The sequence below is a fragment of the Rhodococcus olei genome, assembly GCF_039540555.1.
Taxonomy (GTDB): Bacteria; Actinomycetota; Actinomycetes; order Mycobacteriales; family Mycobacteriaceae; genus Rhodococcus_G; species Rhodococcus_G olei.
In genome coordinates, this window is sequence record NZ_BAABFB010000075.1 from 451522 (window position 1) to 469677 (window position 18156).

Sequence of the window (18156 nt, forward strand, 5' to 3'; positions counted from 1 at the left end):
AGCGTCAGGCCGTGAGCACCAGACCCGAGGTCGGGACGCCGGTGCCTGCGGTGACGAGCACGTTCTGCACGTCGGGCACCTGGTTCACCGAGGTGCCGCGGATCTGGCGCACGCCCTCGGCGATGCCGTTCATGCCGTGGATGTAGCCCTCCCCGAGCTGACCGCCGTGCGTGTTCAGCGGCAGCCGCCCGCCGAGTTCGATCGCGCCGTCGGCGATGAAGTCCTTCGCCTCGCCGCGACCGCAGAACCCGAGCTCCTCGAGCTGCATCAGCACGTACGGGGTGAAGTGGTCGTAGAGGACCGCGGTCTGCATGTCCTCCGGCCGCAGACCCGACTGCGCCCACAGCTGGTCGCCGACCAGCCCCATCTCCGGCAGACCGCTCAGGCCGTCCCGGTAGTAGCTGGTCATGATGTACTGGTCCGCCCCGCTGCCCTGCGCGGCCGCCGCGATGATCGCCGGCTTGTTCGGCAGATCCTTGGCCCGTTCCGGCGAGGTCACCACGATCGCGATGCCGCCGTCGGTCTCCTGGCAGCAGTCCAGCAGGTGCAGCGGCTCCGCGATGAACCGCGAGTTCTGGTGGTCCTCGATCGTGATCGGCTTGCCGTGGAAGAAGGCGTTCGGGTTCGTCGCCGCATGCTTGCGGTCGGCGACCGCGACCGCTCCGAAGTCCCGGCTGGTGGCGCCGTACACGTGCATGTACCGCTGCGCGATCATCGCGACGAACGACGCCGGGGTGCTCAGGCCGTGCGGGTAGGAGAACGCGTTGTCGGTGCCCGACGAGTTCACCTGCTGCACGAGCGCGGAATTCACCTGGCCGAACCGCATTCCCGAGCGTTCGTTGAACGCACGGTAGGCGACGACGACGTCGGCGACGCCGGTGGCCACGGCCATCGCCGCCTGCTGGATCGTCGCGCAGGCCGCGCCGCCGCCGTAGTGGATGCGGGAGAAGAACTTCAGGTTCGGGATGCCGACCGAACGGGCCACGGCCACTTCGGTGTTGGTGTCCATCGTGAACGACGTCAGGCCGTCGACGTCGGACGGGCTCAGACCCGCGTCGGCGAGTGCGGCGGTGACCGCCTCCGCCGCGAGCCGCAGCTCGCTGCGACCGGAGTCCTTGGAGAAGTCGGTGGCGCCGATGCCGACGATCGCGGCCTTGCCGGACAGCTCGCTCACTGGGCTGCTCCATCCATCACGAGGGTGACCGTCGACTTGATGTGGTCACCAAGGGAATCCTTGCCGACGATGTCGAGGGTGACGAGGCCGTCCTCGACCGCCGCGACCGTGCCGGTCAGGGTCAGGGTGTCGTAGGCATACCAGGGCACGCCGAGGCGCAGCTTGATCGACTTGATCACCGCGCGCGGGCCGGCCCAGTCCGTGACGTACCGCTGCACCAGGCCGGTGTCGGTGAGGATGTTGACGAAGATGTCCTTGGACCCGCGCTGCTGCGCCTTGTCGCGGTCGTGGTGGACGTCCTGGAAGTCCCTGGTGGCCAACGCCGTCGACACGATGAACGTCGGGTCGCCGTGAATGGACAGGCTCGGCAGGCTCTCCCCCACCGACACCTGGAGGGTGCTGGTCATTACGACTCCTTCACAGGACGCCACGCGTACAGCGTCCACGGCTTCTGGTCGGTCTCCTCGTCGCCGGGCAGGTCGAGGAACTCGACCTGCACCCGCTGGCCGATCCGGACCTCGGCGGGGTCGATGCCGCGCAACTCGCCGAGCATGCGGACACCCTCGTCGAGCTCGACGAGCGCGACGACGAACGGCAACGATCGACCGGGCACCTTCGGGGCGTGGTGCACCACGTGACTGAACACGGTGCCCAGACCGGACGCGACCACGAAGTCGGTGCGTTCGGTCTTGTCCTTCCACAACGCCGGGACCGGCGGGTGCTGCAGCGACCCGTCCGGACGCTGCTGGATCCGCAGCTCGTGCGCGGCCACGCCCTCCCAGAAGAACTCGGTGTCCCGCGACACCGACGGGCGCAGCATTCGCGCCGGGTTCAGGTCGTCGAGCGAGCCACCGAGGCTCGAACTCGCCTCGGTGCGAACCGGTTCCGTGTCGGCCTTCGCCGGCGGCGCGAACTTGAGGATCCGGAACAGCATCTCGGCGACCACCTCGTCGCCGACCTTCCAGTAGTTGCGGGTGGTGAAGAACCAGCCCTCACCCAGGCCCGTCTTCTTCGGCCCCACAACGTCTTCGAGGACGGACTCGATCGTCACCTCCTCGCCCGGCCGGACGTAGCGGTGGTAGGTCTGGTCGCAGTTCGTCGCGACCACCGAGGTGTAGCCGGCCTCGTCGAGGATCTCGGTCATCCGGCCGAGCGGGTCGTCCTCCTCGCGCACCGCACCGAGACCGCGCATCGTCCACACCTGGGCCATCGCCGGCGGTGCCACGATGCCGCCGTGGCCGGCGGCGATCGCCGCGTCCTCGTCGACGTAGATGGGGTTCTCGTCGCCGATCGCCTCGACCCAGTTGCGGATCATCGGCATGTTGATCGGGTCACGACCGGCCCGCGGCTTGCTGGCGCCGCCGTCCCGGACCCGCTGCGCCGCAGCGAGAATGGCTTCGCTCTTCGCTGATTCGCTCATCGCCGCGCCACCTTCGGCAGACCCAGACCGGCGGTGGAGATGAGGTCGCGCATGACCTCGTTGACGCCGCCACCGAAGGTGATGACGAGGTTGCGCTTGGTCTGCGCGTCCAGCCACTTCAGCAGGTGCCCGGTCTCCGGGTCGGCCGGGTCGCCCCAGCGCCCCACGACCTCCTCGGCGAGCCGGCCCATCCGCTGGATCTGCTCGGTGGCGAACACCTTGGTCGCCGACGCGTCGGCCATGTCCAGCGCTCCGGTGCCCGAGGCGACCTGCCAGTTGAGCAGCTCGTTGAGGCGGTAGATCGCGCGGATCTCGCCGAGGACGCGCTGCACCTCGGGCTGGGTGGCCAGCGGCTCGCCGTCCGGACCGGGACGGGTGGCCCACTCGCTGATGTGGTCGTAGAGCCCACCGACGCGGCCGGAGGGTCCCAGCATGACGCGCTCGTGGTTGAGCTGGGTGGTGATCAGCTTCCAGCCCTCGTTCTCCTCACCCACCAGCATCTCGACCGGCACGCGCACGTTCTCGTAGTACGTGGCGTTCACGTGGTGCGCGCCGTCCGCGGTGATGACCGGCGTCGAGGAGAAGCCCGGGTCCGTGGTGTCGACGATCAGGATGGAGATGCCCCGGTGCCGATCCTCGGTGGTGCCGGTCCGGACTGCGAGCCAGATGTAGTCGGCGGCGTGACCGCCGGTCGTGAAGTACTTCTGGCCGTTGACGACGTAGTGGTCGCCGTCGCGGACCGCGGTGGTGCGCAGCGACGCCAGGTCGGTGCCCGCTTCGGGCTCGGTGTAGCCGATGGCGAAGTGCACCTCGCCGGTGAGGATGCCAGGCAGGAACTTCCGCTTCTGCTCCTCGGTGCCGTACACCTGCAGGGTGGGGCCGACGGTCTGCAGCGTCACCGACGGCAGCGGCACGTCCGCGCGGACGGCCTCGTTGGTGAAGATCTGCTGCTCGATCTCGCCGAATCCCTTGCCGCCGAACTCGGTCGGCCAGCCGACGCCCAGCCAGCCGTCGCGACCCATGCGACGGATGACCTCGTGGTAGACCGGGCCGTGCCGGTCGGTGAGCATGATCTCCGCCTCGTCCGGCGAGATCAGGTCCGCGAAGTACTTGCGCAGTTCCGCCTGGAGCTTCTTCTGCTCGGGGGTCAGATCGATGAGCATGCTGCCTCCACACCGAGGTCGCGGGCGCCGAGGGCGCCGAGGATGGTCAGACGGGACGACGGGCCGCCGACGAGCCGGACGAAGTCCTTGGTCTGCTCGTAGTACAGGTGCGCCGGGTAGGTCACGTCGGCGCCGAGGCCGCCGTGCACGTGGCTGCACTGCTGCATCGACACCGGCAGCTGCTCGGCCAGCCAGTAGGCGGCGACCGCGGTGTCCTCGGTGGCGTCGAGGCCCTCCGCCAGCCGCCAGCAGGCCGAGGTCGCGGCCAGCTCCAGCGTGCGCGCGGTCACGTACGAGTCGGCGAGCTGCTGCGAGACGGCCTGGAAGGCCGCGATCGGCTTGCCGAACTGCTCGCGGGTGCTCACGTGCGTGGCGGCCAGGTTCGTCATCCCGGCACCCAGGCCCGCGGCCTGCGCCGCGACGGCGGCGAGCGCGATCCGGTAGAGGCTCTCCACCGGCGCGGCGGTGAGCAGCGCACCCGCATCGACGCGCACGCCGTCGAGCGCCATCGTGTACTCGGGGGCCAGTGACGCGGTGAACGTCCGGGTGAGGGTGACGCCCTCCGCGTCGGGCGCCACGACGGCCACGCCGGCCGACGTCGGAACCAGCACGAAGGCCGCCTGCTCGGCGTACCGCACACCGACCTTGCGGCCCGTGACGACGAATCCGTCACCGTCGGCGGTCGCCGTGGTCGCAGGGACGGCAGGCAGCGGCGCGCCCGGCTCGCTGAGCGCCGCGGTGAGGATGGCACCCCCGGCGACGCCGGCGAGGAACCGCTGCGGATCCGCACCCAGCGCGAGCAGCGGCAGCACGCCGAACGCGAGGGTCTCGAGCACGGGCACCTGCGCCGCCGCCCGGCCCACGTGGTTCAGCAGCACGCCGATCTCGGCGATGCCCAGATCGTCACCGCCGAGGGATTCGGGCAGGGGCAGCGAGAGCACGCCCTCCTCGGCCAGCCGCTGCCACAGCGTGGCGTCCCAGACGGGCGCCTCCCTGTCCATGGCCGCGAGCGTCTCGGCGCTCGCCGCCGTCTGCAGCACGGCGGAGGCCACCTCGGCCACCGCCTGCTGCTCACTGCCAAGAGTGAAGTCCACCTGAGAATCCGTCCTGTCGAGTCCGTGAAATCTGTGCACGTGTGGGCGGTCCGCACGGACCACCGGTTCCGCGGCCGTGCTCCCGCTGTCGCCGCTAGCCGCGCGGCAGCCCGAGCAGGTGCTCGGCGGCGACGGTGAGCAGGATCTGCTCGGTGCCGCCCGCGATCGACAGGCACCGGGTGTTGAGGAACTCCCGCGACAGCGGACCCTCGACCGCGCCGCCGACACCCGCGCACTCGAGCGCGAACTCGGCGACCGCCTGCCGGTGCCGCACACCGACCAGCTTTCGCACACTCGACGCCGGACCGGGGTCCTGACCGTCGAGCTGGCGGAGCGTGGTGCGGTGCTCGAGCAGCGACCCGACCAGGGCGTCACCGACGAGGTACCCGATCCGGTCCTCGGTCACCGGGTCCGTGCCGCCGCGACCGGCGAGGTCCAGGAGCTCCTCCATCGCCTTGCCGAGCGACGAGCCGCCGCTCATCGCGACCCGCTCGTTGGCGAGCGTGGTGCGGGCCAGCCTCCAGCCGCCGTTCACCTGCCCGACCACGCACTCGTCGGGGACGAACACGCCGTCGAGGAACACCTCGTTGAACAGCGCGTCACCGGTGATCTCCCGGAGCGGGGAGATGCGGATCCCCGCACTGCGCATGTCGACGAGGAAGTAGGTGATGCCCTTGTGCTTGGGCGCGTCCTTGTCGGTGCGGGCCAGGCAGATCGCCCAGTCCGCCTCGCGGGCGAGCGAGGTCCACACCTTCTGACCGTTCAGGACCCAACCGCCGTCGACCTTCTCGGCGGTGGTGCGCAGGGACGCGAGGTCGGAGCCGGCACCGGGCTCGGAGAACAGCTGGCACCAGATCAGGTCACCGCGCAGGGTCGGCATCGCGAACCGCTCCACCTGTTCGGCGGTGCCGTGCTCGAGGATCGTCGGCACGGCCCACCAGCCGATCACCAGGTTCGGTGTCTCGAGCCCCGCCCGCACCAGCTCCTCGCCGATCAGGATCTGGTCGGCGGCCTTTGCGGACTTGCCGTACGGGGCGGGCCAGTGCGGGGCCAGGTAGCCGGACTCGGCGAACGCGACGCGGCGCTCCGCCTCGGGCAGGGCGACGATCGCCTCGATCTCGGTGCGCACGGACGCCCGCCGCGACTCCAGGTCACCGAGGTCGACGGTCAGGTGCCGGCGGGCCCCGGCCCTGGTCAGCTCCGCGACCCGGGCACGCCAGGCGGCACCGCCGCCGAGCAGCTGCCGCAGCGACGTGACCCGGCGCAGGTAGAAGTGGGCGTCGTGCTCCCACGTGAAGCCGATGCCGCCGAGGACCTGGATGCAGTCCTTGGCGGTGTCGACCGCGGCATCGAGTGCGACCGCCGCCGCGACGGCCGCCGCGATCGGCAGTTCCTCGCCGGACTCGGCCGCGACCGCCGCGTCCCACGCCACCGCGCGGACCTGCTCGACCCGGCACAGCATCTCGGCGCACAGGTGCTTGACGGCCTGGAACGAGCCGATCGGCTTGCCGAACTGCTCGCGGATCTTCGCGTACTCGACGGCCGTGGTCAGGCACCAGCCGGCGACGCCGGCGGCCTCCGCGGCGGCCAGCGTCGCGGCCAGGTCGCGCACCAACCCGGGGCGCACACCGGACAACACCCGGTCCGCGGACACCCGCAGGTTCTCGCAGGTCACGGATGCGAGGGGGACGCTCACGTCGACGTTCTGCACGGACTCGACAGCGAGGCCCGGCGCCCCCGCCTCGACGAGGCACCAGACCGTGTCGTCACCCCGGGTCGCGGACAGCAGGACCCCGAGGTCGGGCGCGCCACCGAGCGCGAACCCCGCCGATCCGTTGAGCACCAGCGTCCCGTCGGTGTCGACGTCGGCGACGGCCGCACCGTCGAGCGCGACGCCGACCGGCAGCGCGCCTTCGGCGAGTTCCGGCCCCCACTGCTTGGCCGCGGGCTCGCCGCTGCGGCCGACGACCAGCGCGGCGAGCGCGGTCGACAGGACCGGGCCGGCAGCGAGGGCGGTGGCCGCCTGTTCGAGCATCGCGGCGAGGTCGACGATCTCGCCGTCGGCACCACCGACCTCCTCGGCCTGCGCGACCATGAAGAGACCGAGTTCGGCGAGCGCACCCCAGTGCTCCCGCCACGAGTCCACCGGACCCTGGCGCAACGTCTCGATCGGGGTCGCCGATCGGGCCCAGGACTGGATCGATTCCTGGACCGCACGCTGCTCGTCTGTCGTGGCAATCGTCACAAGCCTGGCCACCCTTTCGATACTGACAAAACCTTGTAGAACGTGTTCTAATCTCTTAGTCGGCTCACAGTCAAGGCCGGACACGAAGCGCACATGGATCCCTCAGCCGAAATCAAGGAAGTTCGTAGATGACGTCCTCGTCTCGTACTCGCTCCGCGGCCAAGGCCGCCACCGCCAACGGTGCGGTGACGACTCTGTCGGACGACGACCTCAGTTCCAACGCGCAGCGTGAGCGCCGCAAGCGCATCCTCGACGCGACCCTCGCGCTCGCGTCGAAGGGCGGCTACGAAGCCGTGCAGATGCGCGCCGTCGCCGAACGCGCCGACGTTGCCGTCGGCACCCTCTACCGCTACTTCCCGTCGAAGGTGCACCTGCTCGTCTCCGCGCTGGCGCGCGAGTTCGAGAAGATCGACTCCCGCCGGAAGATGCCGCCCGGCGACAGCCCGATCGAGCGCATGCACCTGATCCTCGGCCAGATCACCCGGGCCATGCAGCGCGACCCGCTGCTCACCGAGGCGATGACCCGCGCGTTCATGTTCGCGGACGCCTCCGCGGCCGCGGAGGTCGACCAGGTCGGCCGCCTGATGGACTCGCTGTTCGCCCGCGCGATGAGCGACGGCACCCCGACCGAGGAGCAGTTGCAGATCGCCCGGGTCATCTCGGACGTGTGGCTGTCGAACCTGGTCGCGTGGCTCACCCGACGCTCGTCGGCCACCGATGTCGCCAAGCGTTTGGAATTGACCGTCGAACTGTTGCTCGGTGGCTACAAGGATCCGGCCGATTCCTAAGTAGACTCTGCGCAGTGAGTGCGCAGGATCTACCAGTCGAGCTCCGACGGCGTCTCGTCTCGATCGCGAGGACGCCGCGTCTTCTCGTGGCGTCCGACTACGACGGCACGATGGCGCCGATCGTCTCGGACCCGTCGAAGGCGTTCCCCCATGCGGACGCGGTGCGCGCCCTGCGCGCGCTGGCGATCCTCCCCGGCACCACCTCCGCGGTGATCTCCGGTCGCGCGTTGCGAGACCTGGCGATGTTGTCGCGGCTGCCGGTCGAGGTCCAACTCGTCGGCAGCCACGGCTCCGAGTTCGACGTCGGGTTCGTGCACGAGATCAGCGACGACGCCCGCCGCCTCCTCCGCGAGCTCACCGCCGAACTGCAGACCATCGCGACCGAGAGCCCCGGCGTCGCGGTCGAGATCAAGCCGGCCAGCGCCGCGCTGCACGTCCGCAACGCGAGCCCCGAGGTCGGTCACGCGGCCCTCACCCGCGTCCGTGACGGCGCGGCCAAGTGGAACGGCGTGCAGGTCACCGAGGGCAAGGCCGTGATCGAACTGGCCGTCATCGTCACCGACAAGGGCGAGGCGCTCGACATTCTCCGACACCGCGAGGGCGCCTCGGCGACGGTGTTCTTCGGCGACGACGTCACGGACGAGAAGGCGTTCGCGCGGCTGCAGGGCCCCGACATCGGCGTCAAGGTCGGCGACGGCGAGACACTCGCCGAGTTCCGGATCGACCGCACCGAGGACGTGGGCGCCGCGCTGGCGTTCCTGCTCGAGGAACGCCGCACCTGGTTGCACGGCGAGAACGCCCCGCCGATCGAGCGACTCACGATGCTGGCCAACCCGCGGACGGTGGCACTGCTGACGCCCGACGCGACCCTGACCTGGCTGTGTCACCCCGAACCCGACTCGGCCGCGGTGTTCGCGCACCTGCTGGGCGGGGTCGGCGCCGGCCACTTCACCGTCGAACCGTTCCGGGCGGGACTGCCGCTGAGCCAGAGCTACGTCGACGGCACGATGACCGTCCAGACCCGGTGGGCGAGCCTGCAGGTCACCGACTACCTTCCGCACGACGTCCCGGTCGGACGCACCGAGCTGACCCGGGTGATCACCGGCCAGGCGAAGGCCGTCGTGACGTTCGCGCCGCGCCCCGAGTTCGGACAGGTGCAGGTGCACCTCGAACCGGAGGAGGACGGTCTGCGGGTGTACGGCACCAGCGACCCCGTCGTGCTGCGCTCCCCCGGTGTCGAGTGGGAGATCGCCAGCGACGGTGTCCAGCAGACCGCCAGCGCGGTCGTCGACCCGTCTCGCGGTCCGGTGGTCCTCGAATTGCGCTGCGGCACCACCGATCTCGGTCCGTCTTCGACCCCGGAGCCGGAACGCCGGACGCAGAGCGAGTCGTACTGGCAGGACTGGGCGGACACGCTGGAGTTGCCGGCACGCAAGCGCGGCCTGATGAAGCGGTCCGCGTTGACCCTGCGCGGGCTGGTGCACTCCGACAGCGGGTCGATCCTCGCGGCGGCGACCACCTCGCTCCCGGAGGACCTCGGCGGCGTCCGCAACTGGGACTACCGTTACTGCTGGCTCCGCGACGCGGCGATGACCGCGTCCGCTCTGGTCGCGCTCGGGTCGCTCGGCGAGGCCGAGGGGTTCCTCGAGTGGGTGCACCGGGTGCTCGAGACCATTCCCGGCCCCGAACTGCTGCACCCGCTGTACACGATCCACGGCACCAACCTGCCGCCGGAGGCCGTGATCGACTCCCTGCCCGGGTACGGCGGATCCCGTCCGGTCCGCGTCGGCAACGCGGCGAACTCGCAGGTCCAGCTGGACGTGTTCGGGCCGATCGTGGAGCTGATCGCGCAGGTCGCACAGGCCCGGAAGAAGGAGGGCGTCGCCGAGCCGCTGACCGACCGGGACTGGGAGCTCGTGCTCGCGATGGTGTCCGCGGTGCAGCGTCGATGGTCCGAGCCCGACAACGGCATCTGGGAGATCCGCGGCAACCCGCGGCACCACGTGTACTCGAAGGTCATGTGCTGGGTGACCGTGGACCGGGCGCTGACCCTGGCGGCGGACTTCGGCCGCCGGGCCGGATCCGACTGGGAGATGCTGCGGACCGAGATCGCCGACGAGGTCAAGGACCGCGGCTGGAGCGACCGCGCAAACTCCTACACCGCCGCGTACGAGGGCACAGACCTGGACGCCGCGACCCTGCACATCGGCCTGTCCGGGCTGATCGACCCGTCCGACCCCCGGTTCGCGGCGACCGTCACCGCGACGGAGGCCGAACTGCGCAGTGGCTCCACCGTCTACCGATACCACCACGACGACGGACTGCCCGGCGGCGAGGGCGGTTTCCACCTGTGTGCGGCCTGGCTGGTCGAGGCGTACCTGCTGATCGGCCAGCGCTCCGACGCCGAGGCCCTGTTCGCACAGCTCGTCGCGGCCGCCGGACCCACCGGGCTGCTCGCCGAGGAGTACGACCCGGTCGCCGAGCGCTCGCTGGGCAATCACCCGCAGGCCTACAGCCACATCGGTCTGCTGCGCTGCGCCCAACTGCTCAGCTAGGCAGCTGGGCAGCTGCGCCGCCTGTGTGGGTTCGGGTGGGCCACACGGGCGGGGTCCGGCCCCTCCCTGGTCCTGGTGACGCCCCGGTCTATTCGGCTGGACCGCGGGGCCACGTGCGCGGTGGCGCCGACGTGCGGCCACGCAGCAGCTCGGTGTCGAGCATCTCGACGGTCGCGATACCCGAGTGCGACGGCCGCAGCAGCAGTGCCCCGGCGCGGCGGCCCTTCTCCTCGGCAGGCTGCTGGACCGTGGTCAGTCCCACCCGGAGCGCCTCCGGCACACCGTCGAACCCGGTGACGGACAACTCCGCCGGGACGTCGATGCCGCGCCAGCGGGCGAATTCCAGTGCGCCGAGGGCCAATACGTCGGTCGTGCACACCAGCGCCGTGGTGCGCGGGTTGATCGCCAGGGCCCGCTCGGCCGCCGCATGGCCGGCGCCCGTCGTGTGTTCGGAGCTCTCGACGACCGTCAGCGACTGCGGATCCAGCCCGGCCGCGATCAACGCATCCTGCACCCCCGCGATGCGTTCGCGCTGGACGGGGAAGTCCGGCGACCGGAGCCGCTCGGCGTCGGCGGGACCGTTGCGCGCGTCGCGGCCGAGCCTCATGCACAGCACCCCGATCTCGGTGTGGCCCAACGAGATCATGTGCTCGGCCAGCTCGCGCATCGCGCCGCGATCATCGATGCCGACCAGGGACGCGCCGGCGATCTGGCGGGGCTGGTCGCACACCACCATCGGCAGGCGCCGCTCCACCACCGCGGCCAGGTGCGGATCGTTGTCGGCCACGGAGTAGACGACGAACCCGTCGACACCGGCCTGCTGGACCACCGCCGCCGCGTCGACGTCGTCCCGCCCCGGACCGGCGGGGACCAGCAGCAGCCCCTCCCCCGCCTCCTCGCACGATTCACTGAGCCCGGCCAGGAAACTCATCGCGGCCGGGTCCCGGAACGAGTAGCTCAGCGCCTCGGTCAGCAGGAGACCGACCGCCCCGGCCTTGCGGGTGCGCAGCGAACGCGCCACCGGATCGGGCCCGGGGTAGCCGCGCCGCTTCGCGGCCTCGAGGACCCGGGCGCGCAGTTCGGCGGAGAGTTGGTCGGGCCGGTTGTATGCGTTCGAGACCGTGGTGCGCGACACCTTGAGCTCCGCCGCGAGCGACGCCAGGGTCGCCTGTCGGCGCGGCTGACTGGAGCGGGGCATAACGGGACGGTACTGGGTGCCGGGGTGGGTGTGAGCACGACCCCACCAATGGACAACGGAAACGGTTTCCATTAAGGTTTTGGGCATGCCCTCAGTACCCGTGCCGTTCCGTCGCGACCGCTCCCGAATCCGGGCGCGCCGAGCGCGCGGAACCGGGGCTGCGATCGGCCTGGCCGCCGTCGCCGCACTGAGCCTCGGCGCCTGCTCCACAGCCCCCTCGGATCCCGCCCACGACGGACGCCTGTCCGTCGTGGCCTCGACCAACGTGTGGGGTTCCGTCGCCGCGGCCGTCGCCGGCGACCACGCGGACATCACGTCGATCGTCACCGGGCCCTCCGCGGACCCGCACTCCTACGAGGCCAGCCCGCGCGACGCCGCCGCACTCACCGACGCCGACCTGGTCGTCTACAACGGCGGCGGCTACGACGGGTTCCTCGACGACATCCTCGACAGCATGCGCGGCAAGCCGACCGTCAACGCGTACGACCTGCACGACACCGAGTCCGACCTGCACGCCGGCCACGAGGAGCACGGCAGCGACACCGGGCACGTGGCCGACGTGGCCGCGGAGGGGACACACGCCGGCCACGGACACGACCACGGCGGGGCGAACGAACACGTCTGGTACGACCTCCCGACCGTCGACACCGTCGCACACCGGATCGCCGCCGAACTCTCCGCGCTGGACCCCGCGAACGCCGACGCCTACACCGCGAATGCCGAGGCGTTTCACGGGAAACTGCACCAGGTCGCCGACATCACCGCGGGCATCGCCGCGGCGCACCCGCAGACCGCGATCGCGCAGACCGAACCCATCGCGCACTACCTGCTCGCCGCCGCCGACCTGCAGGACCGGACGCCCACCGACTTCACCCGGGCCATCGAGGAGGGCAACGACCCGCCGCCGGCCGCCATCGCCGCGACCCGGGATCTGCTCAGCGGCAAGAAGGTCGGCGTCCTCGTGTACAACACCCAGACCGAGGACAAGGTGACCCTCGACATCCGCTCGGTGGCCGAGTCCGCCGGGATCCCGGTCGTCGAGGTCACCGAAACGCTGCCCGACGGCGTCGACTATGTGCAGTGGCAGACCGCCACCGCGGAACGCCTCGCGTCCGCGATCGACACCGCCGCGGGCAGGCCGGCCGCGTGAGCGCCGGAAGCACCGCGCCCGCAATCGAACTGAGCGGCGCAGCACTCGCCTACGGGGACCGCACCCTGTGGACCGGGCTCGACCTGACCGTCGCGCCCGGCGAGTTCCTGGCGGTCCTCGGCCCCAACGGATCCGGCAAGACGTCCCTGCTGAAGATGCTGCTCGGCCAGGTCCCGCTCAGCGCAGGCACCGCGCGCATCGCGGGCAGCCCGGTCCGCACCGGCAATCCGGCCGTCGGCTACATCCCGCAGCAGAAGACGATGGACGAAGGTCTGCCGCTGCGTGGCCGCGACCTCGTCGGCCTCGGCGTCGACGGGCACCGCTGGGGCACCGGTTTCCGCGGCCGCCGCGCCCGCCGCGCGATCGTCGACGACGCGATCGCCGAGGTCGGCGCGCAGTCCTACGCGAACGCCCCCGTCGGCGCGCTGTCCGGCGGCGAGCAGCAACGACTGCGGGTCGCGCAGGCGCTCGTCGGCGACCCCACGGTGCTGCTGTGCGACGAACCGCTGCTCAGTCTCGACCTCGCGAACCAGCACCGCGTCTCCGACCTGATCCACCGGCGCCGGCTCCGGCACGACACCGCGGTCCTGTTCGTCACCCACGAGATCAACCCGATCCTGCCGCTCGTCGACCGCGTCCTCTACCTCGTCGACGGCCGGTTCCGGATCGGCACCGCCGCCGAGGTGATGACCTCCGAGGTGCTGTCCGAGCTGTACCGCACCGAGGTCGAGGTGCTGCACGTCCGAGGTCGCCTCGTCGTCGTCGGAACCGGCGACGCGATCGACGCCCTCGGCGGTGCCGGCGAACTGAGCACCGACTGCGCGCACCACGAGGACCACGAATGAACGACAAACTCTCGGACGCCCTGTCGAACCTCCTCGACTGGCAGACGACGGTCAACCTGCTGCACTACGACTTCGTGCAGCAGGCCCTCCTCGCGGCGGCGATCCTCGGCCTGTTGGCCGGCGCGATCGGCCCGCTGATCATCAGCAGGCAGATGTCGTTCGCGGTCCACGGCACCAGCGAGTTGTCGCTGACCGGCGCGTCCGCCGCGCTGCTCGCCGGGATCAGCGTCGGCCTCGGCGCGATCATCGGATCGGTTGTCGCGGCGGTCCTGTTCGCGCTGCTCGGAAGCAAGGCCCGAGAACGCGACTCGGTGATCGGCGTGATCATGTCGTTCGGCCTCGGCCTGTCGGTGCTGTTCATGTGGCTCTACCCCGGCCGCACCGGCACCAGCTTCTCGCTGCTCGTCGGTCAGATCGTCGGCGTCGGCAACAGCGGGCTGCAGCTGCTTCTCGTGTGCGCGGTGATCGTGCTGGCGGTGCTGGTGCTGGTGTACCGGCCCCTGCTGTTCGCGAGCACCGACCCCGACGTCGCCCGGGCCCGCGGGGTCCCGGTGCGCGGGCTGGCGCTGGTGTTCGCGGTCCTGGTCGGCGTCGCCGCGGCCCTCGGGGTGCAGATCGTCGGTGCGCTGCTGGTGTTGTCGCTGCTGATCACCCCGGCCGCCGCGGCCGCCCGGGTGACCTCCAGCCCGCTGAAGAACACCCTGCTGTCGATCCTGTTCGCGGAACTCGCCGCGGTCGGCGGGATCCTGCTGTCCCTCGCGCCCGGTGTGCCGGTGTCCACGTTCGTCACCACGATCTCGTTCGTGATCTACCTCGTGTGCCGGGCGATCGGGTCGCGGCGCCGCGCGAATTCCGGGCGGATCACCGTCACTGCATAGGATTGGCCTGCGATCGTTCGCGATGGGAGAGCCGTGACTGCTGTGCGTTGGGAATTCTGGATCGACCGTGGAGGCACGTTCACCGACATCGTCGGCCGCCGACCCGACGGCGCCCTGATCACCCACAAGCTGCTCTCGGAGAACCCGGCGCGGTACCCCGACGCGGCCGTCGCCGGCATCCGCGCGCTGCTCGGGCTCGGCGCGGACGAGGCCGTGACCGCGGACCGGGTGGAGCAGGTCCGGATGGGCACCACGGTGGCCACCAACGCACTGCTCGAACGCACCGGGGCACGCACGGCGCTGGTCGTCACGAAGGGATTCGGTGACGCGCTGCGGATCGGCTACCAGAACCGACCGCGCATCTTCGACCGGCACATCGTCCTGCCCGAGCTGCTGTACGAGCGCGTCATCGAGGTCGACGAGCGTGTCATGGCCGACGGAACCGTCCTGCGCGCACCGGATCTCGACGCCCTGGCCGACGAGCTGACGCGGGCGCACGAGGGCGGGATCGGCGCGCTGGCGGTCGTGTGCATGCACAGCCACCTGTATCCGGAGCATGAGGCGGCGATCGGCGAGCTGGCGGCGCGGATCGGATTCCCCCAGATCTCGCTGTCGAGCGTGGCGAGTCCGCTGATGAAGCTGGTGCCGCGCGGGGACACCGCGGTCGTCGACGCCTACCTCTCCCCGGTGCTGCGCCGTTACGTCGACCTGGTGACCGAGCAGCTGCCGGGCGTGCGGCTGATGTTCATGCAGTCCAACGGCGGCCTCGCCGAGGCCGGTCACTTTCGCGGCAAGGACGCGATCCTCTCCGGCCCGGCCGGCGGCATCGTCGGCATGGTGCGCATGTCCCAGATGGCCGGTTTCGACAAGGTGATCGGCTTCGACATGGGCGGCACGTCGACCGACGTGTCGCACTTCGCGGGCGAGTACGAGCGCGTGTTCGACACCCAGGTGGCCGGAGTCCGGTTGCGGGCGCCGATGCTCGACATCCACACCGTCGCCGCAGGCGGCGGCTCGATCCTCCACTTCGACGGCAGCCGGTACCGCGTCGGTCCGGACTCCGCGGGCGCCGATCCGGGTCCCGCCTGCTACCGCGGCGGCGGGCCGCTGACCGTCACCGACGCGAACGTGATGCTCGGCCGCATCCAGCCCGAGCACTTCCCGCGGGTGTTCGGACCGGACGGCGACCAGCCGCTGGACGGGGACGTCGTGCGCAGCCGATTCACCGAGCTGGCCGCCGACATTCGCGCGCGGACCGGGGACGACCGCTCACCCGAACAGGTCGCCGCGGGCTTCCTGCGCATCGCGGTGGCGAACATGGCCAACGCGGTCAAGCACATCTCGGTGCAGAAGGGCCACGACGTCACCGAGTACGCGCTGACCACGTTCGGCGGTGCCGGCGGCCAGCACGCGTGCGCGGTCGCGGACTCGCTGGGCATCCACACCGTGCTGGTTCCGCCGATGGCCGGTGTCCTCTCGGCGCTGGGCATGGGTCTGGCGGACACCACGGTCATGCGGGAACAGTCGGTCGTCACGCCGCTGGGGCCGGACACCCTGCCCCGGATCCTCTCCGTCGCCGGGGCGCTGGAGTCGGCGGCCGTCGGTGAGCTACGCGAGGAGGGGGTCCCGGCGGACCGGATCCGGGTGACCCGGCGCGCGCACCTGCGCTACGACGGCACGGACACCACCGTGTCGGTCGACCTGACCGAACCCGAGACCATGACCGCCGACTTCGAGGGCGTGCACCTGCGCACGTACTCGTTCCTGATGGATCGACCGCTCGTCGTCGACGCGGTGGCCGTCGAGGCGACCGGGCTGACACACCACCCGGACCTGTCCGGTGTCGCGACCGCGACCGACGATCCGGCCGACGCGGCCGACGCGACCCCCGACACGGTCCGCATGTACCACGACGGCGCCTGGCACGACGCGCCGCTGTACGAACGGGCACGGATGCGGTCCGGGGACGCGGTGACCGGTCCGGCGATCCTCGCCGAGGCCAACTCCACCACCGTGGTGGACCCGGGCTGGCGCGGCACGCTCACCGAGGGCGGGCACCTGCTGCTCGAACGGGTGACCGCTCGGGGCGAGACGGAGGTCGGCACGCAGGCCGACCCGGTGATGCTCGAGATCTTCAACAACCTGTTCATGTCGATCGCCGAGCAGATGGGCGCCGCCCTGGAGTCGACGGCGCAGTCCGTGAACATCAAGGAGCGACTCGACTTCTCGTGCGCGCTGTTCGATCCGGACGGAAACCTGATCGCCAACGCTCCCCACATCCCGGTCCATCTCGGCTCGATGGGCAGCAGCGTCAAGGAGGTGATCGCACGCCGCCGGGACGGCATGCGGCGGGGTGACGTCTACGCCGTCAACGACCCGTACCACGGCGGAACCCATCTCCCCGACATCACCGTCATCACACCGGTTTTCGACGAGACCGGTGCCCGGATCCTGTTCTACGTCGCGTCCCGCGGGCACCACGCGGAGATCGGCGGGATCACCCCCGGATCGATGCCGGCCACCAGCCGCGAGATCGACGAGGAGGGGGTGCTGTTCGACAACTGGCTGCTCGCCCGCGACGGCCGCCTCCGCGAAGCCGAGACCCTCGACCTGCTGACCGGTGCGCGGTACCCGTCCCGGAATCCGGACACCAACCTCGCCGACCTCCGCGCCCAGATCGCCGCGAACGCAAGGGGCGTCGACGAGGTCGGGAAGATGATCGACCACTTCGGACTCGACGTGGTCGAGGCGTACATGCGGCACGTGCAGGACAACGCCGAGGAGGCGGTGCGCAGGGTCGTCGACTCCCTGACCGAGGGCTCCTACCGGTACGAGACGGACTCCGGCTCGGTGATCGCGGTGCGGGTGAGCGTGGACCGGCAGGCCCGGTCGGCGACAATCGATTTCACCGGAACCTCGCCGCAGCTCGAATCGAACTTCAACGCGCCGTCGTCGGTGGCCACGGCGGCCGTGCTCTACGTCTTCCGCACCCTCGTGGCCGACGAGATCCCGCTCAACGACGGCTGCCTGCGGCCCCTGCACATCGTCATCCCCGAGGGGTCGATGCTGGCGCCGGGCCATCCGGCGGCGGTCGTCGCCGGGAACGTGGAGACGTCGCAGGCGGTGACCGGCGCCCTGTACGGCGCGTTGGGCGTGCAGGCCGAGGGGTCCGGGACGATGAACAACGTCACGTTCGGCAACGACCGGCACCAGTACTACGAGACGCTCGGATCCGGGTCCGGTGCCGGCGACGGGTTCGACGGGTCGTCGGTCGTGCAGACCCACATGACGAACTCCCGGCTGACCGATCCCGAGGTGCTCGAGTGGCGGCTTCCGGTTCTTCTGGAGGACTTCGCAATTCGGCGCGGCAGCGGCGGTGACGGACGCTGGCGCGGCGGTGACGGCGCGGTTCGCCGGCTCCGGTTCCGGGAGCCGATGCTGGTGAGCACCCTGTCCGGTCACCGCCGTGTGCCCCCGTACGGGATGGCCGGCGGCTCCCCCGGCGGGCTGGGCAGCAACCGGGTCGAACGAGCGGACGGAACGGTGGTGCGGATGGCCGCCTGCGACTCGGTGGACGTGCAGCCGGGCGACGTCCTGGTCGTCGAGACGCCGGGCGGCGGCGGGTACGGCACCCCGTAGCGCCGGA

13 protein-coding genes are annotated in these 18156 nt (G+C 70.9%); 6 read left to right on the top strand and 7 right to left on the bottom strand.

What is annotated here, in order from left to right:
- Positions 1-4 precede the first annotated feature (4 nt).
- From ABD951_RS26800 to ABD951_RS26825, 6 genes are all read right to left on the bottom strand, one after another.
- A complete protein-coding gene (locus ABD951_RS26800) occupies positions 5-1174 on the bottom strand; it encodes a lipid-transfer protein (protein ID WP_345352900.1) in 1170 nt (389 codons plus the stop codon).
- On the bottom strand, positions 1171-1581 hold the full coding sequence (locus tag ABD951_RS26805) for a MaoC family dehydratase (protein ID WP_345352903.1): 411 nt from the start codon (positions 1579-1581) through the stop codon (positions 1171-1173). The genes ABD951_RS26800 and ABD951_RS26805 overlap by 4 nt, the downstream gene beginning before the upstream one ends.
- Positions 1581-2594 (bottom strand): bifunctional MaoC family dehydratase N-terminal/OB-fold nucleic acid binding domain-containing protein, encoded by a 1014-nt coding sequence (locus ABD951_RS26810; protein ID WP_345352906.1) that lies wholly within the window; start codon positions 2592-2594, stop codon positions 1581-1583. The genes ABD951_RS26805 and ABD951_RS26810 overlap by 1 nt, the downstream gene beginning before the upstream one ends.
- A complete protein-coding gene (locus ABD951_RS26815) occupies positions 2591-3757 on the bottom strand; it encodes an acyl-CoA dehydrogenase family protein (RefSeq protein ID WP_345352909.1) in 1167 nt (388 codons plus the stop codon). The genes ABD951_RS26810 and ABD951_RS26815 overlap by 4 nt, the downstream gene beginning before the upstream one ends.
- Positions 3742-4851, bottom strand: coding sequence for an acyl-CoA dehydrogenase family protein (locus ABD951_RS26820; protein ID WP_345352912.1), 1110 nt, complete (start codon positions 4849-4851; stop codon positions 3742-3744). Before ABD951_RS26820 ends, ABD951_RS26815 begins: the two co-directional genes overlap by 16 nt.
- 94 nt (positions 4852-4945) lie before the next feature.
- Complete coding sequence (locus tag ABD951_RS26825) at positions 4946-7096, bottom strand: acyl-CoA dehydrogenase family protein (RefSeq protein ID WP_345353269.1); 2151 nt, start codon at positions 7094-7096, stop codon at positions 4946-4948.
- Positions 7097-7224: 128 nt separating this feature from the next.
- Between ABD951_RS26825 and kstR the strand changes: the two genes are divergently transcribed.
- The gene (gene kstR, locus ABD951_RS26830) at positions 7225-7884 is read left to right on the top strand and encodes a cholesterol catabolism transcriptional regulator KstR (protein WP_345352915.1); all 660 of its coding nucleotides are present in this window, start codon (positions 7225-7227) and stop codon (positions 7882-7884) included.
- A gap of 14 nt (positions 7885-7898) precedes the next feature.
- Positions 7899-10439: a trehalose-phosphatase gene (otsB, locus tag ABD951_RS26835; RefSeq protein WP_345352918.1), complete on the top strand. Its 2541-nt coding sequence runs from the start codon at positions 7899-7901 to the stop codon at positions 10437-10439.
- Between the two features lie 88 nt (positions 10440-10527).
- On the opposite strand, the gene ABD951_RS26840 is transcribed toward otsB, so the two are convergent.
- Entirely contained in the window at positions 10528-11637 is a 1110-nt protein-coding gene (locus ABD951_RS26840) for a LacI family DNA-binding transcriptional regulator (protein ID WP_345352921.1), read from the bottom strand.
- 85 nt (positions 11638-11722) lie between these two features.
- Here ABD951_RS26840 and ABD951_RS26845 point away from each other — a divergent pair, with 85 nt between their 5' ends.
- Genes ABD951_RS26845 through ABD951_RS26860 form a run of 4 tightly spaced genes read left to right on the top strand, consistent with a single transcriptional unit; the run spans position 11723 to position 18149 of the window.
- A complete protein-coding gene (locus ABD951_RS26845; protein WP_345352924.1) occupies positions 11723-12787 on the top strand; it encodes a metal ABC transporter solute-binding protein, Zn/Mn family in 1065 nt (354 codons plus the stop codon).
- Positions 12784-13632 carry a metal ABC transporter ATP-binding protein gene (locus ABD951_RS26850; protein ID WP_345352927.1) on the top strand — a complete coding sequence of 283 codons (849 nt, stop codon included), beginning with the start codon at positions 12784-12786 and terminating at the stop codon, positions 13630-13632. The genes ABD951_RS26845 and ABD951_RS26850 overlap by 4 nt, the downstream gene beginning before the upstream one ends.
- Entirely contained in the window at positions 13629-14510 is an 882-nt protein-coding gene (locus ABD951_RS26855; protein WP_345352930.1) for a metal ABC transporter permease, read from the top strand. Before ABD951_RS26850 ends, ABD951_RS26855 begins: the two co-directional genes overlap by 4 nt.
- Positions 14511-14543: 33 nt before the next feature.
- The gene (locus ABD951_RS26860) at positions 14544-18149 is read left to right on the top strand and encodes a hydantoinase B/oxoprolinase family protein (protein WP_345352933.1); all 3606 of its coding nucleotides are present in this window, start codon (positions 14544-14546) and stop codon (positions 18147-18149) included.
- Positions 18150-18156 lie beyond the last annotated feature (7 nt).

Bases quoted from the DNA above. Each gene is read 5' to 3' on its own strand.
- ABD951_RS26840 (WP_345352921.1), bottom strand. From the start codon at position 11,637: ATGCCCCGCTCCAGTCAGCCGCGCCGACAGGCGACCCTGGCGTCGCTC.
- ABD951_RS26815 (WP_345352909.1), bottom strand. From the start codon at position 3,757: ATGCTCATCGATCTGACCCCCGAGCAGAAGAAGCTCCAGGCGGAACTG.
- kstR (WP_345352915.1), top strand. From the start codon at position 7,225: ATGACGTCCTCGTCTCGTACTCGCTCCGCGGCCAAGGCCGCCACCGCC.
- ABD951_RS26805 (WP_345352903.1), bottom strand. From the start codon at position 1,581: ATGACCAGCACCCTCCAGGTGTCGGTGGGGGAGAGCCTGCCGAGCCTG.
- ABD951_RS26855 (WP_345352930.1), top strand. From the start codon at position 13,629: ATGAACGACAAACTCTCGGACGCCCTGTCGAACCTCCTCGACTGGCAG.
- ABD951_RS26845 (WP_345352924.1), top strand. From the start codon at position 11,723: ATGCCCTCAGTACCCGTGCCGTTCCGTCGCGACCGCTCCCGAATCCGG.
- ABD951_RS26810 (WP_345352906.1), bottom strand. From the start codon at position 2,594: ATGAGCGAATCAGCGAAGAGCGAAGCCATTCTCGCTGCGGCGCAGCGG.